This is a genomic window from Pseudoalteromonas sp. MEBiC 03607 (assembly GCF_004792295.1).
Lineage (GTDB): Bacteria > Pseudomonadota > Gammaproteobacteria > Enterobacterales > Alteromonadaceae > Pseudoalteromonas > Pseudoalteromonas lipolytica_C.
Map to the genome: position 1 here is coordinate 65119 of NZ_SRRY01000001.1, position 24036 is coordinate 89154.

The following is a 24036-nucleotide window of genomic DNA, read 5'->3' on the forward strand; positions in this document are numbered from 1 at the left end:
AAAGGATATTGCGTGCGTAGGTATTTAAAAATTGCAAAATGGCGCGCTAATAAACAGTTTCAACAACAGCAACGTAGCTGGCAGCCTCATAAAACGAGGCTGGTTGAACGATTACAGGCCATTTGGTTTAACTTAAGTACCGCACAAAAGCTCTATCTTTTAGCATTAAGCAGCCTGATTGTTCTGCAATCGGGCTGGTTAAGTGCCACCATCACCATTATTGCGCTTGTTATTGAATTTTGGCCCAAGTTTAACCAACTTTGGCACTCGCTTGCCGGCAAAGCACTGATTTTAATCTTCTATGCTAGTATCGCTAACTTTGTATTGGCAGGTGCAAGCGGCATAGTAAATGATGTAACCCATGTTTCTGCCAATCATTTTAACTACACACATAACTTTGCCACTCTGTTATATTTACCGCCTTGGGCGCTGGGAATAACACTAGGTACATTATTGTTATTTCAACTCTTTTTGCCTTTTTATATTTTTATTCTATTGCTGATAAAACCATTTGGCTCTGAGCGAGTTAAATTTATAAGTCAAAGCTATTCGCCGCTATTAACCGCCATCGTGCGTTTTATTTTAGCAACCGTAGTATTTATTAACTTAATTTCGTTTCTTGATGACAAGCCACCTGAAGAAGTGCTCGACAACATGGTCAGTACCTTTATCGATAGCAAAGTCATTGCCAAAGAGTCAGGTGAAGAGCAGCAAAAAGCGGTTGAAGAACTCAGTGAAAAAATTGAGCAACAAATTCCTGACATCAACGAAGAAGCTCAGGTACCTAGCCGTGATATAAACATACAAGCTGATAACGAAACGGCTGAAAATCTACGTCAGTTTTTAGATAGTAAAGGTTACTTTGAGCGCAGCAAACGCTTAATTGCCATGTTTGCTTACAGCTTTGAGGCCGATAGTTATTCGCGCTGTTTAAAGGCTGAAAACAGTAAAGCTGTTGAGCTGAATGATTACGAAATAGTGCAAGTAACCCCTGATCACAATGCTGAATATGGCTATCGATTTGAAGTCATTGCGTGTGACTCGCCAGGCGTTACCCCTGTTGCAAAGTAACGCAGTAATCCTCTTTTATTAATGAGGCTTGCTGCGCTTCTGCCAGCCAGTGAAAGAATAATAGCCCTCGATAAAGCAAACCCTCAAAAATAATATCCTTTAAAACCTTATTTCGGCCCATAAGGATTGGACTTAAACCATTGAAATTGTTTTAATTAAATTTTAAAAACCTTATAAATAAATCGCTTAGAACTAGATAAGCGACTCTATCCGAATTCCTCGCTATTGTAGTTTCCATCAACGGGCTACCAACCACTTTTGCCTCGTTGATAAAACCAATCAACCAATTAAGGGAATTACATTATGAGCAATTCAATTTTAAAAATGATGCCACTACTAGCAGTCGCTGCACTCGTTATTACAGCACCGAACACTTTACTAAATAATCAAGGTGCTCAAAAACTAGATCAACAGTTAGAGACATCTATAGCCGCCTCTATTGAGCAAATGAACAATAAAATTGATCACCAAATTGAACAACAGCTCAATAACTAACAGCTAGTTTGCCCAGCATGCTGGGCAAACCTCATCAATTAACAGGCTAAAATAATGAAAACATTAACTCGATACTTGCTCATCTCATTCATTGCTACATCAGGCTTATTAGCAAGTAGTTTTAGCATCGCTAAAAGTGCCATTTGGCAGGTAAGTAAAGGTGATGAATATATTTATCTTGCTGGTTCAATTCATATTTTACCTTCTAAAGAGCTGCCACTTCCCACTGAATTTAATCAGGCTTATAAACTGATAGATACCTTAGTGCTTGAAGCCGATGTACCTGCACCAAGCGATAGCTCGGCACAACTAACCCTGCTTAAAGCTCTTAGCTATCAAGCAGGTGAAACCTTAAGTAGCAAACTGACAGAAAAAGTTAAGCAACAATTAAAATTACAGCTTAATAGCTATGGCATGCATCTCTATGAACTGGATAGCTTTCGACCTTTTATGGTGAGCTTGCTAATCATGTCGTTAGAGTTACAAAAACAGCAGCTCTTAGGTGAAGGCGTCGATAGCTATCTTGCGAAACTGGCCAAACAAGATAATAAAAAAATAGCTTACCTTGAAACCTTAGCTTTCCAGTTAAATTTGTTTAAACAATTAGGCAATGAAGATGAGAATACCTTTATAGAATCACTATTGGCACAAGTTTCTGACTTCCAGCAACTGTATGTTGAAATGCTCTATGCATGGCGAAATGGCGATATGCAAGCAATGGCTCAGCTTACTACCCTACCACTAAAACAACGTGATCCCCTTACTTATGAAATGTTAATTAAGCAACGTAATTTAACCTGGCTTAGTAAGATAGAGCGCTATTTTACTAATCATCAAAAAGAGCTGGTGCTCGTTGGTGCAGCCCACTTGGCTGGTGAAGATAGCTTGTTAGGCCTATTAAAAAATAAAGGCTATGCAATTAAACAGTTGAACACAGATGAGGAATAAAAAAATGGAAAAAACAGACAAAACTGCTGCCGCGCTGATGTGTTTTTTTACTGTTTTAATTGTGCTGAGTTTTTAATGAATAAAAAAAATACCGCTGTTAAGCGGTATTTTTATTTCAATTATTTGTTGCAAGCTTACGGGCGAGGAATAAAACCTACCGCATCGTACACAGCTTTTAATGTTTTTTCAGCGCGAATACTCGCCTTTTCAGCACCTGATTTCATAATGCTATCAAGTAGTGATTGATCTTCACGGATCTCTTTAAAGCGCGCTTGAATTGGCTCAATCATATTAACAACCGCTGCTGCAGTGTCTTTTTTCAGGTGACCATACATTTTGTCTTCGTATTCAGGAACTAAGTCTTCGATTGAGCGCTTAGTTGCAACTGATAATAAAGTAAGTAGGTTAGATACACCTGGTTTTTCGTCACGATCAAAGTAAATACGTGCTTGTTCGTCTGAATCGGTTACTGCTTTTTTCAGTTTCTTTTCAATCTTCTTCGGCTCATCCAATAACATGATGTAACCGTTTGGATTTTCATCTGACTTAGACATTTTCTTCAGCGGATCTTGTAAGCTCATTACACGTGCGCCGAACTCAGGAATATACGGCTCAGGTAGTTTGAACACGTCACCGTATAGGTTGTTAAAACGTGTTGCGATATCACGTGTTAATTCAAGGTGTTGCTTTTGATCTTCACCCACTGGCACTTGATCCGCTTGGTATAACAAGATATCTGCCGCTTGCAGCACTGGGTAAGAGAATAAGCCCACATTCACGTTATTCGCATGTTTAGATGACTTATCTTTAAACTGCGTCATACGATTAAGCTCACCCATTTGCGCGTAACAGTTTAATACCCAGCTCAGCTGTGCATGTTCTGGCACTTGAGATTGCACGAATAACGCAGCTTTCTCTGGGTCGATACCGCATGCAGCATATAGCGCAATACCGTCCAGCACGCGCGAGCGTAATTGCTCTGGATCTTGGCGAACTGTAATGGCGTGCAAATCTACTAACATAAAGAAACTTTCGTGGTCTTCCTGTAGCTTAAGCCACTGGTTAATAGCGCCAACATAGTTGCCTATTGTCATACCACCGGTTGGCTGAATGCCACTTAACACTACTGGTTTACTCATGATGTTCCTTTATATTTTTTACTAAACTAAAAAGACGAATTTAAAATGCACTTACCTTTGGGTAAGAACGGGTATTATATCTAAGAAATTCTCGCAGAGGTACTCTGGATTGAAATCAGCGAGGTTTTCACCTTGGTTATAGCCATAACCGAGTGCAACAACGTCAACATTTGCAGCTTTTGCTGCCAAAATATCACTTTTTGAGTCGCCGATCATAACCGCTTTTTCAGGGCTGACATCGAGTTGCTGACAAGCATATTGCAATGGCTCAGGTGATGGTTTTTTTGCCATATCATCGCCACAGACAATAAACTGAAAATGACTGGTCAATGAGAGTTTATCAAGTAGCTTTTCGGTAAAACGGCGTGCCTTATTGGTGATCACCACCTTAGGAATACCAGCAAGTGCAGCAAGCCCCGTTTCAACATGTTGATAAAGCGCACTATAGTCACCCACAACCTGGTCATAGTGCTGATAAAACAAATTAATAGCACGCTCTGCAAGGGCTTCATCCAAATGCTCGCTTACTTGCATGTCACCGCTCAAAGCACGCTTAACTAAGGTTTCAATACCATTGCCGACCCAGCTTTCTACTAGCTTTTGTGTAACAACCGGAAACGCTAAATCGGTTAAAGTCAGGTTCATCGCAATGTATAAATCATAAACGCTATCGACCAAGGTGCCATCTAAATCGAAAAATGCCGCATCGTATTTCATTATTCAACCTTCGCAAGTTCGCTGCGCATCGCATCGATGACCGCTTTGTAATCTGGTTGATTAAAAATTGCTGAGCCTGATACAAACATATCAGCGCCCGCTTCTGCTATTTCGGCAATATTATCAACACCGACACCACCATCAACTTCTAAACGAATATTGCGACCTGAAGCATCAATAATTTTACGTGCTTGGCGGAGCTTTTCGAGAGTATGTGGAATAAAACTTTGGCCACCAAAGCCAGGGTTAACCGACATTAATAGCACTACATCAACTTTATCAAGCACATGTTCAAGGTAACTTAAACTTGTTGCAGGATTAAACACTAATCCAGCTTGGCAGCCGTTATCTTTAATTAATTGCAAAGTGCGGTCTATATGCTCACTGGCTTCTGGGTGAAAACTGATAATCGACGCCCCTGCTTCAGCAAAATCAGGAATAATGCGGTCAACGGGCTTTACCATAAGATGTACATCAATTGGTGCTGTGATGCCGTAATCTCGTAGCGCTTTACAAATCATTGGTCCAAATGTGAGGTTAGGTACGTAATGGTTATCCATTACATCAAAGTGTATAACGTCAGCACCACTTGCAAGAACACGATCGACATCGTCACCTAAGCGAGCAAAGTCAGCCGATAAAATTGAAGGGGCTATTAAATACTTTTGTAAGGTTTCTAACATGAGTGATCCAATAATAATTTGCTACGCTAAAGGAGCGCTTAATGTAACCTAATCGCTTACTGATTAAAACAGTACGACACAGGGTAAATACTTAGCTGAATAGTAGAAAACCTTTAAGATCATTCGAATATAAGAACTATTAACTAGCTGACCTGCTACCTAAACCGATTAAACGTGTCAAAAGCACCAAAAAACAAAACAAAAATTAAACATAAAATTAACTTTAACGCGCTAATTTTATTAATTTTTTAATCAATTCAGCATGAATTAAGTTTGTTATTTGAGCAATTATTAGGTATGCTTGTTTAAATAACACAAACAAGGGTTATTCTCATGCGTGCTTTTAAAATAGGGATCTTAATCGCGTCCGCACTTACTGTTGCTACGTTTGTATCTTTTTCATCTGCCGATGAAGACGAGTTTTTAGCAACGGCGTCTGGTTGCTCATGCAATACGCTAAACGCATCATCATCTTCTGCTCAATGTATGAAAGCAGAACAAGAAACTGGATGGTTTTCTTGGTTGACTGGTGACAGTCGTAGCGCACAATTCCACTACCTCGATTTACTTGAGCTTTTAACAAGTAGCGAAGAGTCAAAGAACGTTAGTAGCTTAAGCTCAAAATTCTAATTACATGAGCAGCTTTATTAGTGCATTACAAAGTGTCTTTGCGGCATTTTTTGGTGTGCAGTCAGAGCAAAAACGTCAAGCTGACTTCAAAGAGCATTCACCACTGGCCATCATTGTGATTGCAGTCATTTTGTTTATTATTTTTATTGCTGCTATTTATTTCGCGGTTTCTTTGGTGCTAAATACATAGCCATCAATTCATTCACTTTATTTCGTGAACCACCCTTAGGACTTATTGTCCGCTTCACCTTAATCTCATCAAGTGATGCTTGGCTGTAGATTTTGCGAGTCCACACTGTATCGTGATTAGAAATAAGTACGGGCGTATTATTTTCGAATGCAGCCTGCTCAGCTAAATTAGCCAAGTTAGCTTGGTCATCTAAATTAAAGCCGCCTTTAGCGTAAGAAGTAAACGACGCCGTTTTACTGAGTGGTACATAGGGTGGATCACAATACACTACTGCGTTTTTAGGAATAAGCTTAAACACTTCGTCATAACCTAAGCAGGTAAAAGTTGCTTGTTGCGCTTTTTCAGCAAAGAAATTCATTTCTTTCTCTGGAAAGTATGGGCGCTTATATTTTCCAAAAGGAACATTAAAAATCCCTTTTAGGTTATAACGACATAGGCCGTTGTATCCATGACGGTTCATGTATAAGAACAAAATTGCACGTTCATATACATCACTGCTTTGATTAAATTGAACACGGTATTCGTAGTAAGCTTCTGGATGATTATTTAGCTCAACAAATAACTTTTTTGCATCGCTAATAAATTCATCCGGCGTGCGTTTAAGCTCTGTGTACAGGTTGATCAAATCAGCATTGATATCATTTAAAATATAATGCTTAAAGTCAGTATTGAGGAATACAGAGCCAGCACCAACAAAAGGTTCAACTAAAGTATCAGCATCCAAACTCGCTTGTTTTAAGCGGGCATGAATATCTTCAACTAGGCTGTATTTTCCACCTGCCCATTTAAGGAAGGCTCTGGTCTTTTGCTGCATCTGCTCTTAACTTCAATTCGATATTGCGCGATTCTACACTAATCAGTTTTAATTTTCTGATCCTGTGAAGCAATTTCTTGCTTAATTTTACTTATTTTTTTATAAAAAGGCTGATTTTTACGCACTTTATTCGGTAGTGTCGATAACGCATTTTTCGCGTCGTTTAAGGTGGCATAGCTACCATAAGTTACAATCCACCACACTTTGCCACCTCGCAAAGTTTGATACGTATTAACTTGCCCTTCTAATGAGTTCTCTGTAATAAACTTATCAATGATTTCTTTTTTAGTAACAGCTAACAGCTGTATTACAAAATGCTCGTCTGGCTCTGCTAAGTACCATGCATTTGCACTCACTGTCGGCGCTTTTTCAACTGTTTCTGTATTAACGGCCTCAATATCAGCTGGAGGAGGATTTAAAGCGTCGTCAGTCAATACTGCAGCAATTTCTTCGCTACTTGGTTTGGCCTGTTGCTCTTCAGGTTGTGCACTAGCAAGACTATCAACAATTGCAGCAATATTATTTTCATGGCTTACTGCTGGAGCTTCTGACTGTTGAACTGTCACAGTATTATTATCAAGCTCTACTGACGCACTGCTCGGCTCTGATAGCGTTTCATCGCTGTTCTGTTGAGCCGCAGTCACCTTTTCTGCTGGGAGAGCCGTAGCAATAGTGGCACTCTCCTCTTGTTGATAATGTGCTTTCCACCATTGGGTCATATCTGCTTTGTACAAAAAGCCAATAATTAATAACATAGTTGTTATTAACAACAGGGTTAAATACAACGGTTTGTAGCTCTTTTCTGGAGGGCGAATATCTGCAGTTTGTTGATCTGGTTGCCATGCAAGTAATAATGCAGGATTACCATGAGCTTCTTGCAAAAAGGTTCGAAAAACAGGATCTTCTTCTACCGGAAGGTTATCGAAAAACCAACGCATCAACTGCTTACTTTCACTAAGATTAAGTGCCTCTAGGTGAATTTCAACAGCTTGTGTGAATTGCCCAACAGACTGAGATGCTATCAAAATATATAAGGTACTTGGGCTTTTCTTTGCCAGTATCTCGAGTTGATGAACCATCTCCTCAGATAAATGACGCCCGCCATCAATCACCCACAAGCAATCACCACAAGGTTGCTGCCTATACAGGTTATAAAAGTTTTCTGATAACGTTTGGGTATGATCGATAAGTGGGTTACTAAAGCTTTGTTCGAGTAGCTCTGTAAGCAGCTGTTGATCTGTCATTTTGCCAGACAATTGTACAAATGCTTTGTTAAACTCAGCGTACTTATCAGTGATGAATGTTTCTAGTAAGTAACTTTTACCTAGCCCTGAAGGGCCAAGTAAGCAAATTAAATTCTGCCCATATTCAAACTGCAGAGCGATTCGATCAACTAGCGCAGCACGGCTAGGCAATATTTGCGATTGCATTAGCGCGCTATTAAATCACAAACCTGCTGATCGGTAACATCGCTTACCAGCGCGCACTGACCAAATTGGGTAGGAAGAATAAACCGGATCGTGCCTTTCTTGTTTTTCTTATCTTTACGCATATGCGTTAAAAACTGCTCGCTAGTCATTTCAGCTGGAATATCAACAGGTAAATCGTAATGAGCAATCAATTGCACTATGCGCTCAACTTCAGCTGCAGTTAAATCACCGCGAGTTTGCGCTAAACGTGCTGCTAACACCATACCTGCAGCAACAGCTTCGCCGTGTAACCAATTACCATAGCCCATTTGCGCTTCAATAGCGTGACCAAAAGTATGACCCAGGTTTAGTAGCGCACGCAAACCTGCTTCTTTTTCATCTTGCGCAACAATCAAGGCTTTGATTTCACAGCAACGATAAATAACATGCTGTAATGTTTGCTCATCGAGTGATTTTAGATTAGCGATATTTTGCTCTAAATAAGCAAATAGTTCTGTGTCATAGATTAAACCGTACTTGATCACTTCAGCCATACCTGCTGCGAACTCTCGCTCAGGTAAAGTATGTAGTGATTGGGTATCGATAAAAACGGCTTGCGGTTGGTAAAACGCACCAATCATGTTTTTGCCAAGCGGATGATTAACAGCGGTTTTACCACCAACTGATGAATCAACTTGTGATAGCAAGGTAGTAGGCACTTGAATAAAAGGCACACCGCGTTGATAACAAGCAGCAACAAAACCGGTTAAGTCGCCCACAACACCACCACCTAATGCAATAAGGCAGGTGTCACGACCACAGTTATGTTCGAGTAAGAATGCCGAAATTTTCTCAAACCACTCTAGTGACTTATATTGTTCACCATCAGGTATAGAAAAAGATAACGGGTTAAGATCAGCCAATGACGCCATTACATCATCAAGGTATAGAGGTGCAATGGTGTCGTTGGTGATAATGATAGGTCGACAATCGCCAATGTGTTCGCGTAATCGACCTGTGTCTTTAAGAGCAGATTGACCAATATAAATAGGATAACTTCGCTCGTCCAAATTAACAGTTAATTCAAGCATCGCTAGTTTCCTTTTTTAATTATTGGTTTTAAAAATCTAATTTCTCAATGATTTGATTAGCAACAACTTTAGCGCTTTGCTCATCAGTGCGGACAACAAAATCAGCCACTTCTTTGTATAACGGTTCGCGTTCTTCAGCTAAGCGCTCTAATACATCACGCGGTGCTTCTTCTGTTTGCAATAATGGGCGACGCTTGTCGCGCTGCGTGCGTGCAACTTGCTTTTCGATAGGTGTCTCTAGGTATACAACAATACCGCGAGCAGAAAGCTTATTACGTACTTCTTTACTGATCACAGAGCCACCACCTGTTGCAAGTACAATACCTTGCATCTCAGTTAGGTCTGAAATAACAGTTTCTTCACGAAGTCGGAAGCCCTCTTCACCCTCAAGGTCGAACACCCAAGCAATATCTGCTCCTGTGCGTCGCTCGATCTCTTGATCTGAATCGAAAAATTCAAGGTGTAATTGGTCAGCAATGTGACGACCAATTGTGCTTTTGCCAGCCCCCATAGGGCCCACTAGAAATATATTACGTTTCTCAGCCATATCTTTTTAGTACAAACGAACTCTAAAATTTGAAATAAAACCCCGCCTAACGACCTGGCCCCAAAATTAAGGAGGGGATTATCTCAGTAATTGCTTGGGTATTTCAAGTCAATTAGCATAAAAAGCCATATAACGAGCAATTAAACATGCTAATTGCTCGTTGCTTAAGAAAAAATCACTTAATCCAATTGAATTTTTGGTGTTACAAAGATTAACAGCTCTTTCTTTTCATTAAACTCACTGGTGCTTTTGAATAAGGTTCCTAAATATGGAATGTCTCCAAGTACAGGAACTTTCTTCGTTGAGTTAACGATTTGCTGTTGGAAGATACCACCAAGAACAACTGTTTGGCCATTCTCTACTAACACTTGTGTTTGGATTTCTTGAGTATTAATCGCCACCGCGGAACCCGTTGGTGTTTGCACCGTATCACCGCGTGTATCTTGTGTGATAACTAGGTCTAAAATCACCTTATTGTCAGGCGTAATGTGTGGCGTTACTTCTAAACTTAATACCGCTTTTTTAAAGGTAACCGTTGTTGCACCACTTGATGCAGCTTCAACATAAGGAATTTCGGTACCTTGCTCAATACGTGCTTTTTGTTGGTTAGCCGTAGTGATGCGCGGACTTGCGATGATCTCACCTCGGTTTTCCTCTTCTAAAGCACTGAGCTCTAAATCTAAAATGGTGCCGTTAGCTAATTTGGCAACTTGTACACCAATACTTCCCGCAGGGCTTGAAATTGGTAAGTTTACATTTAATCGGTCAGCTAAACTTGGAATGTTATTGTAAGAGCCAGCACCAAACATGCCTCCAGCGCCTTCAAGAGTCCCAGAGATAGCACCGTCACTGCCGACATCGCTTATACCCCAACGTACGCCTAAGTCTTCTTGCACGTTATCATTCACAGTAACCATACGTGATTCAATCACCACTTGCTTTACTGGAATATCAAGGGTTTCAACCATACGGCGAACACTATCAATACTTTTAGAAGTATCTTTAATTAATAATGTGTTAGTACGTTTATCAACCGAAACACTGCCTCGTGAAGAAATGATGCTGTTGGTATCGGTTTTTAATAAATCAGCAAACTCTTCAGCTTTGGCATAATTAAGGCGAATATATTCACTGTATAAAGGCTCTAAATCTTCGACTTGCTGTTTAGCTTTGAGCTCTTTGGCTTCACGCGCTGCCAGTTCTTCAGATGGTGCAACCATCAAAATAGAACCATCCATGCGTTTATCCAAACCTTTAATTTTAAGCACAACATCCAAAGCCTGATCCCAAGGAACACCTTCTAGACGAAGCGTAATATTGCCTGTTACAGAGTCGCTTGTTACTAAGTTAAACTCGTTATAGCCCGCAATAATCTGTAGCACAGAGCGAATTGGAATATCTTGGAAGTTAAGGCTCATAGGACGACCTTGATATTCAATACCGCCGTCTAGGTATGCACGTTGAGTATCATCTTTTTCAACTGTTAACGTAAAGATGTTCTCTATTTGTTGGTGAGTAAATTTAAACGCAGCATTTGGCTCTACCACTATACGAGTCATTGTTCCTTCTTTGAAGGTCTCGATTTTGCTTACAACGGTACCAAAGTCAATAACGTCTAGTTCATACAGAAGCTCATCTAAAATATCCGTATGATGGAATTCTGCAATAATTTTACCACCGCTTTCATGTACATCAATCGCAGCTTGAGTACCTTGCAAAAACACCAATAAGCGAGCTTCATCTTTTTCAGTACGACGAAAATCAATGGATTGTACAGTATTTATAAAGTTACTTGAGGCTGATAATGGATCAGTCGATTCATCACTGGCAATTGGGTTATCTGAAACATGCAGCGTGTAAACATTGTCTTTAGCTGTTGTTTTATAAATTTTCAATTTATCCAACATAACAACAACTTTTAAACCATCCGTTGTCATTGTGCTAGTAACTTGCTGAATACCTGCTTGGTTTATATTTACAGTCTGAACTTCTTTATCAACACCAACATCGTCAAATAACATTTCTATCCGAGCTGGTGCGTTATAAACCTGAACTTTAGGCTCAAATGTAAGGGCTTCATCAAAGACTAGCTGCAGCTGCGTTTCATCCTTCATGATTGGATTGTAACGCACATCATAAAGTACAGGTGCAGCGACTACCGACTGCGCTACCAGTAAGGTTAATGCAGCGAACATGTATTTTCGCATGTGCTTTAACCAAGCCATTCCTTTATGCATTTTATTTTTACCTTTTATATGATTAATCTGCACCATTTGTACCTGCCTCTAACATTTCTAGCTTGGTCAGGCGCTCTTTCCAGCAACCAGCCCCATCAGGGATTAATTCTAATAATTCAATGTAGTTGTCATGCACTTCTTTAATCTCACCATGATACAAACCAAGATAATTACCTACTGTGACACGATAAAGTGTATCATCGGCCGCTTTAATCAATGCCCAGCTATTATCAGCTTGACCGATAGTCCCTTTCATTAATAAATTTTCAAGCGGGTACTTCTCTAGAGGCTGACGAACTCGGCTAGGATCTGGATGTAAGCAGTTTTTAACTTGTACTAAGTTGTTTTGAATAATTTCAGGTCTTGGTGCAACAAATGGGCTACGCAACTTACTGGCACTGTATTCAAAATATTCAAACTTTGCGATCTGAGGAATAGGCTCTACTTTTGGTGTAGTACTTGCCTTTACCTGATCGATAAATTCTTTTTGCTCTGATGTATCATCGTTACATGCACTCAGTGCAAAAGTCATAATAATAACTAACGGAAGCTTTCTCATCATTTCTGAGTGCCTCCCTCATAACGATAGGTTTTAGCAACAACGCTAAAAGTAAGTTCACCATCATCAAGGGTTTGAATAGTAAAGTCATGCAAACTTACGATACGCGGTAATTGTGCAACTTTACCAACAAACTCACCAAACTCATGATATGAGCCCACAACTTCTATCTTAATTGGCAGCTCAGTGTAAAACTCTTTTTCTATCTCTGGTAACCAGCCAATTTTTAAAAACGTTAAACCACTTGTCGTGCCAACATAAGACAAATCGTCAAGTAAACCTGGTGTTTCATTAGAGGTGGGTAAGCGCTTTAATAGTTGCGAAAACTTATCTTCCATCTCAATCATTTGCTGGCGATATAAATCTAGGTTACTCGCAACAGCATATTTAGCTTTGTAAGTATTTCTCAGCTCAGTCTCTTTGGCTACTGAACTGTGATAATTAGCTATTTCATCAGACACTAGCAAGCTATAACTAAAATAAAGCACGATTGCAGCAACAAAAGTACAACACATTACTTTTACAGCAATGGGCCAATCGCCCATATTTTCGAGCTCTATTTCGTTCCAATCTATTTCAGTTAACGATTTGATATCAAGGTTCATTGCGTACCTCACCTATTTTATCAAATGGTTTAACATAAAAATCCATATTAAAGTCACTTAGTAACCTCGACGTTTGCTCACCAGCCACGATACCTTGCATAACAGGTCGCTCTAGAAGATAAGAGCCCTGAACTTGGCGCAACATAGTCGATAGTCGATTATTAGATTCACTACGTCCCGATACATGTATGCGGTCATCACGACGTTCTAGCTTAGTTAAATAAACACCTGAAGGCACAATCTTCGCAACCTCATCCATAATTTGTGTACCAAGATTTCGATTGCTTTGTAGCTCCTCAATTAAGCGCATTCGCTGTTGCAGGTTTTCTTTCTTTTTATCCAATTCGTTGATTTCACGTATGCGTTGATCAAGTAGTGCAATTTCGTTGCTTAAAAAGTTATTTTTTACATTTTGTCCTTCACGCAATCCCGAATAGAAAGAACTCAACATATACATACTTAAAAAACTCACTACAACAACAGCGAACAGCAAAGTAACAAATTTATTTTGCGATTCTTTTCGTTTTTGTTCGCGCCAAGGCAGTAGATTTATATGTGGCATGATGAAAAGCTCCTCAACGCCAATCCTGTGGCTATCGCGAACTGTGTTCTATGACGCTGTAAAATATTACGGTCTACCTTTGGAGCAATTTCTATATTTGCAAAGGGTTCAGCAACCACTGTATGTATCCCTAACTCTTCAATTAACAATCGGTCTAAGCCTTCAATCATGGCTGTGCCACCGGTTAAAACAATATAATCGACTTGGTCTTTACCGCTCGTCGTTAAGAACATTTGTACTGCACGTCTTACTTGTTGTAGCAGCGAAGTCTGAAAAGGTGCAAGTACTTCAAACGTATAATTAGGAGGTAAGTCGCCTGTGGTTTTACCTATTTCTGCTTCATCGAAGCTTTTGTTGTAATAAGCGACAATACTGTTTGTGTATTGGTCGCCACCAAAAACCTGATCCCGAGTGTAAATAGTCTCACCGGCTTGAACCACACTCACAAGCATTAGCACAGCACCAATATCTACAATTGCCACACACTTATCATAGGCATCGCTAGGCAATTGTTGGTAGTACACATCTAACGAGCGGCTCAACGCGTAGCTTTCAACATCAACTACTTTAGCAGTTAGATTTGCAGCTTCTAATACACCAATGCGAGCCTCAACACTTTCTGTGCGTGCTGCAGATAAAAGTACATTAACTTTACTCGGATCGGCTTCATTAATGGCGAGCTTTTCAAAGTCTATGTTCACTTCGTCGAGTGGGTATGGAATTAAGCTGTCTGCTTCAATGGCTATTTGCGATTCTAATTCAGCATCAGTTAATGATACATCCATAAAAATAACCTTTGTGATCACAGTTTGCCCAGACACTGCAACGGCGGCACTTTGGACTGTTTTAGGCAATTTTCGTTTTAATTTAGCAACAACGTTGCCGATAGCTTCAATGTCTTGAATTGAGCGTTCAGACATAGCCCCTTTTGGCATAGGTTCAATAGCTAATGCCTCAAGCCGCAAACCTGCGTCTGTCTCTTGCAACAACACTGCTTTAATGCAGTGAGATCCGATGTCGATCCCTACCATCATAGATGAAGGCTTTTTTAATAGCTGACTTAGCATGATTGCAACTTTGCCTTTGTTTTAATAATAAACAAGTTATAATTTTTATCTGAAAAAATATTATTCATTTTTTAATCAATATATACTAGCAGTCTCCGATTCTAATTGGGAGTCCATTTAGGGAAAATATAAGTGATTTTATTAAAACGAACTTTACAATTTTTTATCATTTGCTCATTCTTAGGGCTAATCACTTTAGTTGGTCTATACTATTACGTTAAACCTGACATTCCTAGCGTACAGGTTTTAAAAGACGTTCAATTACAGACACCTATGCAAGTTTTTTCACGCGATGGTTTATTGATTAATCAATTTGGTGAAAAACGCCGCATTCCCGTCACAATAGATCAAATCCCCCAACCGTTAATCGATGCGATTTTAGCGACCGAAGACAATCGTTTTTACGAACACATTGGTATAGACCCAATTGGTATCGTTCGGTCAGCCATTGTACTCATATCTACAGGTGAAAAGAAACAAGGCGCAAGTACCATAACTATGCAGCTTGCCCGTAACTTTTTCTTAACCCGAGAAAAGGCTTATATCCGTAAAGTCAAAGAGATATTCATCGCATTGCATATTGAAAGTATATTAACTAAAGATGAAATACTCGAATTATATTTAAATAAAATTGAATTGGGGAATCGTGCTTTTGGTATTGGTGCAGCAGCCCAAGTTTATTATGGCAAAGAATTAAATGAACTTACGTTAGCCCAAATGGCAATGATTGCTGGTTTACCTAAAGCTCCTTCTGCACTAAACCCAATTCGTAACCCTGTGAGAGCCAAGGCACGTCGTAATGTTGTACTTGGTCGTATGCTAACTGAAAAATATATTAGTCAGTCAGAGTATCAAGACGCCGTTAACGCGCCTATTACGGCAAAATTCCACGGTGCTGAAATTGAAGTATATGCGCCTTATATTTCTGAGATGGTTCGCGCCGAAATGGTTGAGCGTTATGGCCATGAACGAGCTTATAATACAGGCTTCAAGGTTTACACCAGTGTAGATTCAAATATCCAACAGGCGGCACAAGATGCGCTTGTAAACAACTTACATGCCTACGATATGCGCCATGGCTATAGAGGAGCAACCGCTCATTTATGGGATAGTGAAACCGACACGCCATTAACTCGAGACGCGATTTTAAACAAACTTAAAGATGTAAAAGAGTTTGGCCCTTTATTAGCTGGTGTTGTCACTCAAGTAGCTGAGCAATCAATCTCTGTTTTATTAAAAAGTGGCGAACAAGTTAATGTTGAATGGGATGGTTTAAAGTGGGCTCGCAAATATATTACGCGCTACCGCCAAAGTTTTGCACCAGAAACAGCTGGCGACATTCTCACAGCAGGCGCTCAAATTTGGTTACGTAAAAATCCAGACAATAGCTATATATTAAGCCAAATACCTGAAGCATCGAGTGCATTAGTTTCGCTTGATCCGCAAGATGGTCGAATTAAAGCTATTGTAGGTGGTTACAGCTTTGAACAAAGCCAATACAACCGTGCAGTGCAAGCAAAACGCCAAGTGGGTTCAAACATTAAACCATTCATTTATTCAGCAGCTCTTGAGAATGGTTATACACTCGCTTCTATTTTGAATGATGCACCTATTAATCAGTGGGATAAAAGCCAAGGCGTTGCATGGCGACCTAAAAACAGCCCTGCAGTTTATAATGGCCCTATTCGTATTCGCAGAGCACTGGCACAATCAAAAAACGTAATTTCTGTTCGTTTACTGCGTGGTGTTGGCCTAGAGCGCACTGCAGATCACTTGCTTAAGTTTGGGTTTTTAAATAGTGATATTAATCGCAGTGAGTCGTTAGCCCTTGGTAGTGCCTCGATTACCCCGCTTGAACTTGCACGCGGTATGAGCGCTTTTGCAAACGGTGGCCACCTAATTAAGCCGTATTTTATTACTGAAATCCAAGATTCAGCAGGCAATACATTATTTAAGGCTAATCCTCAATTGGCTTGTGATAGCCCAAAACCGGCTGCCACTGTTGAGCTTGCAGCGCGCGATTCGAGCCAACTTAACATCACTGAAACAGAGCAAACACCAGTCCAGCGTTGTGCCCCGCGTATTATTTCAAAGCAAAATGCATTCTTAATCTCGCAAGCTATGCACAGTGCCATTTGGGGCGGCGGTAGTTGGAGTCATAAAACAGGTTGGAGTGGCACCGGTTGGCGTGCTCAAGCTTTAGACCGACGCGACCTAGCTGGTAAAACAGGTACCACTAATGATTCTGTTGATACTTGGTTCAGTGGTTTTAATCGCAATGTACTAACCTCCGTATGGGTAGGTTTTGACAATCCTGGCATTACACTTGGCCGTAGTGCTAGAAATAAAAACTTAGATAATTCACAAATTTCTGGGGCTGAGTCAGGTGCAAAAACCGCACAACCAGCATGGGTCGACTTTATGCGAGCAGCGCTTGATGGCATGCCTGAAGCACCGATTGAACTTCCTGAAGGCTTAGTCTCGGTTCGTATTGATTTAGCAACGGGCTTATTGAGCCACAAAAATGATTATACCAGCCGCTTCGAATACTTTATTAAAGGCACTGCACCTACAAAGTATGTTACAGAAGAGCCAACAGATGTATTTGAAGAAAAACTGAGTACAGAAGAAGAACTGTTCTAACTATATTAGTTTTAGACAATAAAAAAGCGCCCATGGGGCGCTTTTTGCTTAGCCATTAAAACTAAGATCAGCAAAATTATTTTAAGTTATTCACCAGCCAATACAGATCTGAATGAACCCCTGCCGCGGTAACTTCTTTACCCGCTCCTGGCCCTTGGATCACTAATGCATTGTCTGTATACCACTGTGAATTAATCACAAAGATGTTATCGCCCGGTTTAAGACTTGCTAGCACATCATCTTTGCTAACATAGACTAAACCTACCTGTGCCTGAACCTTGCCATCAACAAGTGTGATAGCACCTGTGTAGCGCACTACTTTATCTTCTGCCGCAGCTTTGGCTGCTTTTTCTGTCATGAATTCATCGAGCAGCTGTTTATTCTCTAAGAAGTCTTGCCAGCTACCTGCTGCCAGTGCTGCTGGCATAAGTGGTGTTAGAGCAATGTCATCAAGCTCTAAATCTAGCCCTAAATCTCGCGCTAAAATAAGCAGTTTACGCTGCATATCGCGGCCAGATAAATCTTCACGAGGATCAGGCTCTGTGTAACCCATTTGCTGTGCTTGTAGCACTAAATCAGAAAACGGCACCTTGCCATCATAACTGCTACATAACCACGATAAAGTACCCGAGAATACCCCTTCAATACGGTTAATGCTGTCACCACTATTTTGTAAATCAGCCAAAGCAAAGTTAATCGGTAAACCTGCGCCAACACTGGTGTTATAACGCCATAACAGATTTCGCTCAGCTAATTGACTACGCAGTGCTTGATACCAATCGTTTGCAGCGGTACCCGCATATTTATTTGCACTGATCAGATGACAGTTAAGCTCTACAAAATCAGGATACAACTGACTAAAAGCCTCACTCGCAGTGATATCAATTATCACTTTATGCTCATAATCAAGCTCATTGATACGCGCTAATAATTCAGCTTTGTCGTAGCTTTGCGCTTCATTGTGCCACTGCTCCTGCCATGTTTCAGTATTTAAACCACTGGCACTAAATAGCATTTGCTTAGAGCGAAGAAGAGCAACCACCTTTACTTTATAATGGGCAGATAAACGAGCAAACTGAGCTTGAAGTTGCGATAAGAACACTTCACCCACATTACCAAGGCCAGCAACTATAATGGCCAGCTCTTGGCCTTTGTTTACCAACTTGTCATGTAGAAGAGTTAAAACATCACTATCAATTGCTTGATCATTTAAGATCAACACATAGTTATCGTCTTGCTGTACAAAACGAGGATGAATGCTTTGCTCTTTTAAAAGCGCTGTTGCTTGCTCTGCAAGAGCGCCGATATCAGCAGTCGGTGCAACTACCGCACAACCGCTTAAATTAGACTCTACAATATTGGCGCGACCCGCTAAATGGCTGACAATCTGATGAGTACTTTGACCAGGCACTAACAAGTAGGTATCACCTTCTTTAACAAAGTGATGCAAGCTGTGTTGAATTAACTGACTTAGCTCACCTACTTCACCACTACTTAGTTTATCAACGCGTAATAAATCGATGTTATCTAAGGTAGTAATAAAACGTTTTGCTTTGCTATAGCCTTCTTTTACCACTTCGGTTGGCGTGGCATCGCAATCAAAACTACTTCTAACTACGAGTTTGATTTCTGAGTCTTTTAACGGCGATAACGTCTTTGCATGCAGTACTGGGTTGCCTAAGCGCGCTAATAAGTTTGCTTGCTCACGACATACCTTGGCGTATTTAACCGCATTTTTAACCTTACGAGGGTCAGTGCTAAATACCCCTTGTGTGTCTGTCCAAATAGACACTTGTTTAGCAAAAGTATAACTGGCCAGTAATGTGGCGCTGTAATCACTGCCATTACGGCCTAAAGTAACCGTATTACCTTGGCAATCTGCGGCAATAAAGCCCGTTACTACGTTGATATGTGATTTGCTAATCGTATCGCTGCATTGCTGCTGGTTTTTTTGATGTAAAAGCTGACCATCATTTAAAGTAAATAGCTGCCTTGCATCAACATCTTGTGCAGCAATACCCAACTGATTTAAGTAAGCCGCCAATAAGCGCGCCGACCACACTTCACCATGTGCAAGTAAAGGTGCTTCAAGTAACTGTTGCTGACTAATTAATTCGTTTAATACAGCAAGTTCATCTTTTAACTGTGCCAACGCCTGTTGTTTATTTTGGCCTGTAAGTAACTGCTCAATAAGCGCACGTTGATTATTATCAATAAGCAGTAGAATATCGCTAACAGCTTGGCTATCTTGCTGCTGGTAACTTTGCCAAAGCTTTACTAAAGTATCGGTTGTTTTACCCGATGCCGACACAACTACGCAATCGCCCTGCTCCGTATTCGCTAAAACAATGTTAGCCACCGCATGATAGCGTTCTGCCGAGCTTAAGCTTGAGCCACCAAATTTATGAACAATATTTACCATTTTTCTACCACAATGCCGTATGTGCTGGCGTTAACTTAAATGACGCGTTTTGTTGTTTATCTTGCTGTGTTTGCTTAACTTCAGCTTTTGTAACTTGCTGGCCTTGACCTGGTTTTACTAAATTAAAAACACGGTCTAAATCGGTAATAAGGTCTTTTACGTCTTCAATGCCTACAGAAATACGAATAAGGGTATCACCGACACCAGCTTCAAGACGGGCTTTAGGCTCCATACCTGCGTGTGTCATCGTTGCAGGGTGACAAATCAAGCTCTCTACCCCGCCAAGCGACTCAGCAAGGCTAAAGTCTTTAAGGCTTGTTAAAAACGCTGCGGCATCGTTAATGTCGCCTTTAATATCAAAGCTCACCATGCCACCAAAACCGCGTTGCTGTGCTTTAGCAAGCTCATGCTGTGGGTGTGAAGAAAGGCCTGGGTAATAAACTTGGCTTACATAAGGTGAGTTTTCTAAATACTCAGCAATTGCAAAGGCATTTTCTTGGTGCTGCTTCAAACGTACATTTAAAGTACGTAAACCACGAAGTGTTAAGTAGCTATCAAATGGTGCACCAGTAATACCAATGTTATTCGCCCACCAAGCAAGCTCATCACCTAACTCTTGCGTTGCAGCAATCACCGCACCGCCAACCACATCAGAGTGACCATTAATATATTTAGTGGTTGAGTGCACAACAATATCAACACCAAACTCAATTGGGTTTTGTAATGCAGGTGATAAGAAGGTGTTATCAGCCGCAACTAAAGCACCACACTGCTTAGCAATGCTCGTAATTGCTTTAATATCAGTTAAACGCAAAATTGGGTTACTTGGCGTTTCAATCCAAATCAATTTAGGCTTTATCGATAAAATTTCTTGATGGTTTTCAGATTTGGTTAAATCCAAAACTTTTAGTTTTAATAAGCCACGCTTTTCAAGCGAAGTGAATAAACGGTAACTACCGCCATAACAGTCATGTGGAATAACCAGTGTGTCATCACTGTTTAACAGCTGAGTTGCTAAATGCACTGCAGACATACCTGTTGCAGTAATAATGCCTCTTGCACCCCCTTCAAGCTCAGCTAAGGTTTCAGCTAAGATATCGCGATTCGGATTACCACTGCGGCCATAGTCATACTGGCGTTTAGTATCAAAGTCAGCAAATGAATAGGTGGTTGATAAGTATAGAGGTGGCACAACCGCACCATGATGCTTATCGGCTTCGATGCCGTGACGAACCGCTATCGTCGCTTTATTTTTTTCACTCATTTCATCACCTATTCATAAATTGGATGTTTAGACGTCTAAAAGGTTAGATGATCGACTATGAGAAGTCAAAGTATTTATAGCTCACAATAGAAGTTTATACATTTACACTACTAGATGGCTAAATAACTAGTATTTGACTATCTTTTTTAAAGAGATAGAATTTCCGCATCTTGCGCGATGAGAAATACTAATTACCTTTACGAAGTGTTCTATTTTGAATTGGTATCTCGCGTAAATAACTGACAACCGAGGCAACGAAATAACTTATGGCTAAATGGAACGGTGAATACATTCACCCATATGCAGAACACGGTAAAAAATCAGAACAAGTAAAAAAGATTACCGTATCGATCCCACTTAATGTATTAAAAGTATTAACTGATGAACGTACACGTCGTCAGATCAATAACTTACGTCATGCGACGAATAGTGAGTTATTGTGTGAAGCTTTCCTACATGCTTTTACAGGTCAACCATTACCAAATGACGATGACCTTCGTAAAGACAACCCTGAAAAGGTGCCAGAAGAAGTTAAAAAGATTATGCAAGAAATGGGGTTAGATATCCCTGTTCTTGATTCAGAGTAAGTATTTCGGCCATCGGATCACCGCCGATAGCCACAGGCATAAAAAAACTCAGCTTAGGCTGAGTTTTTTATTAGCGTTAATTAAGTTTAACGCATGTAATCTTCTGGCATCTCAATTTGCGCAACCCCTGACTCTACTGCCGCCTCAGCAACAGCACGAGCAATACGAGGTAATAAACGCGGGTCCATTGGCTTAGGAATGATGTACTCGGCACCAAACTCTAGTGACTCAACGCCAGCCGCTTTTAATACTTCGCTTGGTACAGGCTCTTTTGCAATGCTTCGAATAGCATGCACAGCTGCAATTTTCATTTCATCATTAATTGCCGTTGCTCGCACATCTAGCGCACCACGGAAAATAAACGGGAAACAAAGCACGTTATTCACTTGGTTAGGGAAGTCTGAACGCCCCGTTGCCATAATTAAATCGTTACGTGCACTGTGAGCAACTTCTGGAGCAATCTCAGGATCTGGGTTTGAACACGCAAACACCACAGGCTTATCAGCCATCAGTTTAAGATCATCGGCAGTTAATAGATTAGGACCAGATACACCTACAAACACATCAGCATCAGCAATAACGTCTTGTAATGTACGCTTATCAGTATTGTTAGCAAATAATTGCTTATACTCATTTAAGTCATCACGACGAGTATGGATCACACCTTTACGGTCAAGCATATAGATGTGCTCACGCAGTGCGCCACATTTTATTAATAGCTCCATACAAGCAACTGCAGCTGCACCGGCACCTAAACATACGATAATTGCATCTTCGATGTCTTTACCTTGTACTTCAAGGGCATTAAGCATACCAGCAGCGGTAACAATAGCAGTGCCATGTTGGTCATCGTGGAAAACTGGAATATCGCAACGCTCGATAAGCGCTTTTTCGATTTCAAAACACTCTGGCGCTTTAATATCTTCTAGATTGATACCACCAAACGTATCAGCGATGTTAGCAACTGTATTAATGAAGTCTTCTGTTGTGCGATGTTTTACTTCAATATCAATTGAATCAAGGCCAGCAAAACGTTTGAATAGTAACGCTTTACCTTCCATTACAGGTTTTGATGCAAGCGGGCCTAAGTTACCTAATCCTAGAATTGCGGTACCGTTTGAAATAACCGCAACCATGTTACCTTTACCTGTGTACTTATAGGCATTTGCTGGATCAGCAGCAATTTCGCGGACTGGTTCAGCCACACCTGGGCTATAAGCTAAAGCGAGATCGTTAACCGTTTCGGCTGGCTTAGTTAGTTCAACACTAATTTTACCTGGAACGGGGTGAGCGTGGTAATGTAATGCTTTTTCACGAAAATCTGACATAACGCGATAGTATCCTGCAAAAAGTTAAAAAGTGAGAGAGCTTGCATCAGTACGATACCTGTAATGTATAAAAATTCCAAGTATTATCAGGTCTATCCTGTTATAAGCTATATCGCTTAATTTTAAAGGATTTCCCAACAATTTCTGTGCATAGTTGCGATTAATCAAACATAAAAATCAACCTATTTATGGCCTTTTAAGCGCGTGTTTTTGTATTTTATATGCACGAACACTGCAAATAGCCGAAATTAGCCTAAAACAGCCATTTCAACGAAGTTCACAGCATTTACTCACGAAATTATTTAAATTTATTATTTTTAATAACTTTTAGATACCAATACGCTTAATTAAGTAGTCTATTTTGAGGCAATGAAACCTTGTTGATAGCAAGGCAAAAATTTCGTTATTTAGTTGTGTTCTAAATCAGAAATTTTTAACGCAGGTAGCGACAGGTTTAATCCCTCAAAATGATTAAGTATTATTGCGGGTTGGTATACTCATTTATACAAAAAATAATATAGCCAAGGGGTGGCACTTTGTCTCTACAATTAACGACATAATGGGCATAACAGCCAGAAATAGTTATGCAAAGGAAATGAGTGAAGATGATGAGTAAGTGTCAGCGTTAATAACGAATTTTGTGAATTTTAGCCATAAAAAAAGCACCCTAAGGTGCTTCTTTTAACTAAACAGCAGAAATTACTTCTTGCTGCTAAGTGCACCGAAGCGCTTGTTGAAACGATCAACACGGCCGCCAGTGTCTAAAATCTTTTGCTTACCAGTGTAAAACGGGTGACACTCAGAACATACGTCTAAGTGGATGTCTTTACAAAGAGTTGAGCTAGTTTCGAATTTGTTACCACATGAACAAGTTGCAGTGATAGCTTCGTACTTAGGGTGAATACCTTCTTTCATAGGGAACCTCTAGTTAAGGCCGTATCGCTCTCCAAACCCGAAGTCTGGCACCATACGCAGTTAATACAATTAATAGGCCGCGTATTTTATAGCTCAAGTGACCTTGCGACAAG

The 24036-nt window shown here is 40.3% G+C and carries 23 protein-coding genes; 7 read left to right on the top strand and 16 right to left on the bottom strand.

Annotated elements, in window-relative coordinates; translation table 11 throughout:
• The first annotated feature begins 12 nt into the window (after window positions 1-12).
• From E5N72_RS00230 to E5N72_RS00240, 3 genes are all read left to right on the top strand, one after another.
• Window positions 13-1071, top strand: a complete 1059-nt coding sequence (locus E5N72_RS00230) for a hypothetical protein (RefSeq protein ID WP_135922733.1) — start codon at window positions 13-15, stop codon at window positions 1069-1071.
• A 303-nt stretch (window positions 1072-1374) separates the two neighbouring features.
• On the top strand, window positions 1375-1566 hold the full coding sequence (locus E5N72_RS00235) for a hypothetical protein (RefSeq protein ID WP_135922734.1): 192 nt from the start codon (window positions 1375-1377) through the stop codon (window positions 1564-1566).
• Between the two features lie 54 nt (window positions 1567-1620).
• Window positions 1621-2514 (top strand): TraB/GumN family protein, encoded by an 894-nt coding sequence (locus E5N72_RS00240; RefSeq protein WP_135922735.1) that lies wholly within the window; start codon window positions 1621-1623, stop codon window positions 2512-2514.
• A gap of 134 nt (window positions 2515-2648) precedes the next feature.
• On the opposite strand, the gene trpS is transcribed toward E5N72_RS00240, so the two are convergent.
• Genes trpS through rpe form a run of 3 tightly spaced genes read right to left on the bottom strand, consistent with a single transcriptional unit; the run spans window position 2649 to window position 5053 of the window.
• Window positions 2649-3653, bottom strand: a complete 1005-nt coding sequence (trpS, locus tag E5N72_RS00245) for a tryptophan--tRNA ligase (protein WP_063699907.1) — start codon at window positions 3651-3653, stop codon at window positions 2649-2651.
• Window positions 3654-3704: 51 nt separating this feature from the next.
• Window positions 3705-4370: a phosphoglycolate phosphatase gene (locus E5N72_RS00250; RefSeq protein ID WP_135922736.1), complete on the bottom strand. Its 666-nt coding sequence runs from the start codon at window positions 4368-4370 to the stop codon at window positions 3705-3707.
• Entirely contained in the window at window positions 4370-5053 is a 684-nt protein-coding gene (gene rpe / locus E5N72_RS00255; protein ID WP_135922737.1) for a ribulose-phosphate 3-epimerase, read from the bottom strand. The genes E5N72_RS00250 and rpe overlap by 1 nt, the downstream gene beginning before the upstream one ends.
• Before the next feature lie 333 nt (window positions 5054-5386).
• On the opposite strand from rpe, the gene E5N72_RS00260 reads away from it, so the two are divergent.
• Both E5N72_RS00260 and E5N72_RS00265 read left to right on the top strand, forming a co-directional pair.
• Window positions 5387-5683, top strand: a complete 297-nt coding sequence (locus tag E5N72_RS00260; protein WP_135922738.1) for a hypothetical protein — start codon at window positions 5387-5389, stop codon at window positions 5681-5683.
• A gap of 4 nt (window positions 5684-5687) precedes the next feature.
• Complete coding sequence (locus E5N72_RS00265) at window positions 5688-5873, top strand: DUF2970 domain-containing protein (RefSeq protein ID WP_135922739.1); 186 nt, start codon at window positions 5688-5690, stop codon at window positions 5871-5873.
• Here the strand turns inward: E5N72_RS00265 and E5N72_RS00270 are convergent.
• The 9 genes from E5N72_RS00270 to E5N72_RS00310 form a co-directional block, all read right to left on the bottom strand.
• Window positions 5836-6687, bottom strand: coding sequence for a Dam family site-specific DNA-(adenine-N6)-methyltransferase (locus tag E5N72_RS00270; RefSeq protein ID WP_135922740.1), 852 nt, complete (start codon window positions 6685-6687; stop codon window positions 5836-5838). The two genes, E5N72_RS00265 and E5N72_RS00270, sit on opposite strands and share 38 nt — an antisense overlap.
• Before the next feature lie 38 nt (window positions 6688-6725).
• Complete coding sequence (locus tag E5N72_RS00275; RefSeq protein WP_135922741.1) at window positions 6726-8117, bottom strand: AAA family ATPase; 1392 nt, start codon at window positions 8115-8117, stop codon at window positions 6726-6728.
• Window positions 8117-9187, bottom strand: coding sequence for a 3-dehydroquinate synthase (gene aroB, locus E5N72_RS00280; protein WP_135922742.1), 1071 nt, complete (start codon window positions 9185-9187; stop codon window positions 8117-8119). The genes E5N72_RS00275 and aroB overlap by 1 nt, the downstream gene beginning before the upstream one ends.
• A 28-nt stretch (window positions 9188-9215) precedes the next feature.
• Window positions 9216-9734 carry a shikimate kinase AroK gene (gene aroK, locus E5N72_RS00285; protein WP_036973192.1) on the bottom strand — a complete coding sequence of 173 codons (519 nt, stop codon included), beginning with the start codon at window positions 9732-9734 and terminating at the stop codon, window positions 9216-9218.
• A gap of 179 nt (window positions 9735-9913) precedes the next feature.
• Window positions 9914-11971, bottom strand: a complete 2058-nt coding sequence (locus E5N72_RS00290) for a type IV pilus secretin PilQ family protein (protein ID WP_235403921.1) — start codon at window positions 11969-11971, stop codon at window positions 9914-9916.
• Window positions 11972-11993: 22 nt separating this feature from the next.
• Window positions 11994-12530: a pilus assembly protein PilP gene (locus E5N72_RS00295; RefSeq protein WP_135926194.1), complete on the bottom strand. Its 537-nt coding sequence runs from the start codon at window positions 12528-12530 to the stop codon at window positions 11994-11996.
• Window positions 12530-13135, bottom strand: coding sequence for a type 4a pilus biogenesis protein PilO (locus E5N72_RS00300; protein WP_135922744.1), 606 nt, complete (start codon window positions 13133-13135; stop codon window positions 12530-12532). The genes E5N72_RS00295 and E5N72_RS00300 overlap by 1 nt, the downstream gene beginning before the upstream one ends.
• Window positions 13125-13697: a PilN domain-containing protein gene (locus E5N72_RS00305; protein WP_135922745.1), complete on the bottom strand. Its 573-nt coding sequence runs from the start codon at window positions 13695-13697 to the stop codon at window positions 13125-13127. Before E5N72_RS00305 ends, E5N72_RS00300 begins: the two co-directional genes overlap by 11 nt.
• Window positions 13685-14764 (bottom strand): pilus assembly protein PilM, encoded by a 1080-nt coding sequence (locus tag E5N72_RS00310; RefSeq protein ID WP_135922746.1) that lies wholly within the window; start codon window positions 14762-14764, stop codon window positions 13685-13687. Before E5N72_RS00310 ends, E5N72_RS00305 begins: the two co-directional genes overlap by 13 nt.
• Window positions 14765-14896: 132 nt before the next feature.
• Here E5N72_RS00310 and E5N72_RS00315 point away from each other — a divergent pair, with 132 nt between their 5' ends.
• A complete protein-coding gene (locus tag E5N72_RS00315) occupies window positions 14897-17407 on the top strand; it encodes a PBP1A family penicillin-binding protein (RefSeq protein WP_135922747.1) in 2511 nt (836 codons plus the stop codon).
• A gap of 76 nt (window positions 17408-17483) precedes the next feature.
• On the opposite strand, the gene metL is transcribed toward E5N72_RS00315, so the two are convergent.
• Both metL and metB read right to left on the bottom strand, forming a co-directional pair.
• On the bottom strand, window positions 17484-19829 hold the full coding sequence (metL, locus tag E5N72_RS00320; protein WP_135922748.1) for a bifunctional aspartate kinase/homoserine dehydrogenase II: 2346 nt from the start codon (window positions 19827-19829) through the stop codon (window positions 17484-17486).
• Between the two features lie 4 nt (window positions 19830-19833).
• Complete coding sequence (gene metB, locus E5N72_RS00325; protein WP_135922749.1) at window positions 19834-21093, bottom strand: cystathionine gamma-synthase; 1260 nt, start codon at window positions 21091-21093, stop codon at window positions 19834-19836.
• Between the two features lie 266 nt (window positions 21094-21359).
• Here metB and metJ point away from each other — a divergent pair, with 266 nt between their 5' ends.
• Window positions 21360-21680 (top strand): met regulon transcriptional regulator MetJ, encoded by a 321-nt coding sequence (gene metJ / locus E5N72_RS00330; protein WP_054563330.1) that lies wholly within the window; start codon window positions 21360-21362, stop codon window positions 21678-21680.
• 86 nt (window positions 21681-21766) lie between these two features.
• Here metJ and E5N72_RS00335 read toward each other — a convergent pair whose 3' ends face one another.
• Entirely contained in the window at window positions 21767-23008 is a 1242-nt protein-coding gene (locus E5N72_RS00335; RefSeq protein WP_135922750.1) for a malic enzyme-like NAD(P)-binding protein, read from the bottom strand.
• A gap of 699 nt (window positions 23009-23707) precedes the next feature.
• Window positions 23708-23923, bottom strand: a complete 216-nt coding sequence (rpmE, locus tag E5N72_RS00340) for a 50S ribosomal protein L31 (protein WP_036973208.1) — start codon at window positions 23921-23923, stop codon at window positions 23708-23710.
• Window positions 23924-24036: the final 113 nt, after the last annotated feature.

What these genes read in the sequence shown, in the direction of transcription:
- rpe (WP_135922737.1), bottom strand. Translation starts at nt 5,053, where the DNA reads ATGTTAGAAACCTTACAAAAGTATTTAATAGCCCCTTCAATTTTATCG.
- E5N72_RS00250 (WP_135922736.1), bottom strand. Translation starts at nt 4,370, where the DNA reads ATGAAATACGATGCGGCATTTTTCGATTTAGATGGCACCTTGGTCGAT.
- metB (WP_135922749.1), bottom strand. Translation starts at nt 21,093, where the DNA reads ATGAGTGAAAAAAATAAAGCGACGATAGCGGTTCGTCACGGCATCGAA.
- aroK (WP_036973192.1), bottom strand. Translation starts at nt 9,734, where the DNA reads ATGGCTGAGAAACGTAATATATTTCTAGTGGGCCCTATGGGGGCTGGC.
- E5N72_RS00235 (WP_135922734.1), top strand. Translation starts at nt 1,375, where the DNA reads ATGAGCAATTCAATTTTAAAAATGATGCCACTACTAGCAGTCGCTGCA.
- metJ (WP_054563330.1), top strand. Translation starts at nt 21,360, where the DNA reads ATGGCTAAATGGAACGGTGAATACATTCACCCATATGCAGAACACGGT.
- E5N72_RS00300 (WP_135922744.1), bottom strand. Translation starts at nt 13,135, where the DNA reads ATGAACCTTGATATCAAATCGTTAACTGAAATAGATTGGAACGAAATA.
- E5N72_RS00275 (WP_135922741.1), bottom strand. Translation starts at nt 8,117, where the DNA reads ATGCAATCGCAAATATTGCCTAGCCGTGCTGCGCTAGTTGATCGAATC.
- E5N72_RS00240 (WP_135922735.1), top strand. Translation starts at nt 1,621, where the DNA reads ATGAAAACATTAACTCGATACTTGCTCATCTCATTCATTGCTACATCA.
- E5N72_RS00270 (WP_135922740.1), bottom strand. Translation starts at nt 6,687, where the DNA reads ATGCAGCAAAAGACCAGAGCCTTCCTTAAATGGGCAGGTGGAAAATAC.
- rpmE (WP_036973208.1), bottom strand. Translation starts at nt 23,923, where the DNA reads ATGAAAGAAGGTATTCACCCTAAGTACGAAGCTATCACTGCAACTTGT.
- trpS (WP_063699907.1), bottom strand. Translation starts at nt 3,653, where the DNA reads ATGAGTAAACCAGTAGTGTTAAGTGGCATTCAGCCAACCGGTGGTATG.
- metL (WP_135922748.1), bottom strand. Translation starts at nt 19,829, where the DNA reads ATGGTAAATATTGTTCATAAATTTGGTGGCTCAAGCTTAAGCTCGGCA.
- aroB (WP_135922742.1), bottom strand. Translation starts at nt 9,187, where the DNA reads ATGCTTGAATTAACTGTTAATTTGGACGAGCGAAGTTATCCTATTTAT.
- E5N72_RS00265 (WP_135922739.1), top strand. Translation starts at nt 5,688, where the DNA reads ATGAGCAGCTTTATTAGTGCATTACAAAGTGTCTTTGCGGCATTTTTT.
- E5N72_RS00295 (WP_135926194.1), bottom strand. Translation starts at nt 12,530, where the DNA reads ATGAGAAAGCTTCCGTTAGTTATTATTATGACTTTTGCACTGAGTGCA.
- E5N72_RS00335 (WP_135922750.1), bottom strand. Translation starts at nt 23,008, where the DNA reads ATGTCAGATTTTCGTGAAAAAGCATTACATTACCACGCTCACCCCGTT.
- E5N72_RS00290 (WP_235403921.1), bottom strand. Translation starts at nt 11,971, where the DNA reads ATGCATAAAGGAATGGCTTGGTTAAAGCACATGCGAAAATACATGTTC.
- E5N72_RS00305 (WP_135922745.1), bottom strand. Translation starts at nt 13,697, where the DNA reads ATGCCACATATAAATCTACTGCCTTGGCGCGAACAAAAACGAAAAGAA.
- E5N72_RS00310 (WP_135922746.1), bottom strand. Translation starts at nt 14,764, where the DNA reads ATGCTAAGTCAGCTATTAAAAAAGCCTTCATCTATGATGGTAGGGATC.
- E5N72_RS00260 (WP_135922738.1), top strand. Translation starts at nt 5,387, where the DNA reads ATGCGTGCTTTTAAAATAGGGATCTTAATCGCGTCCGCACTTACTGTT.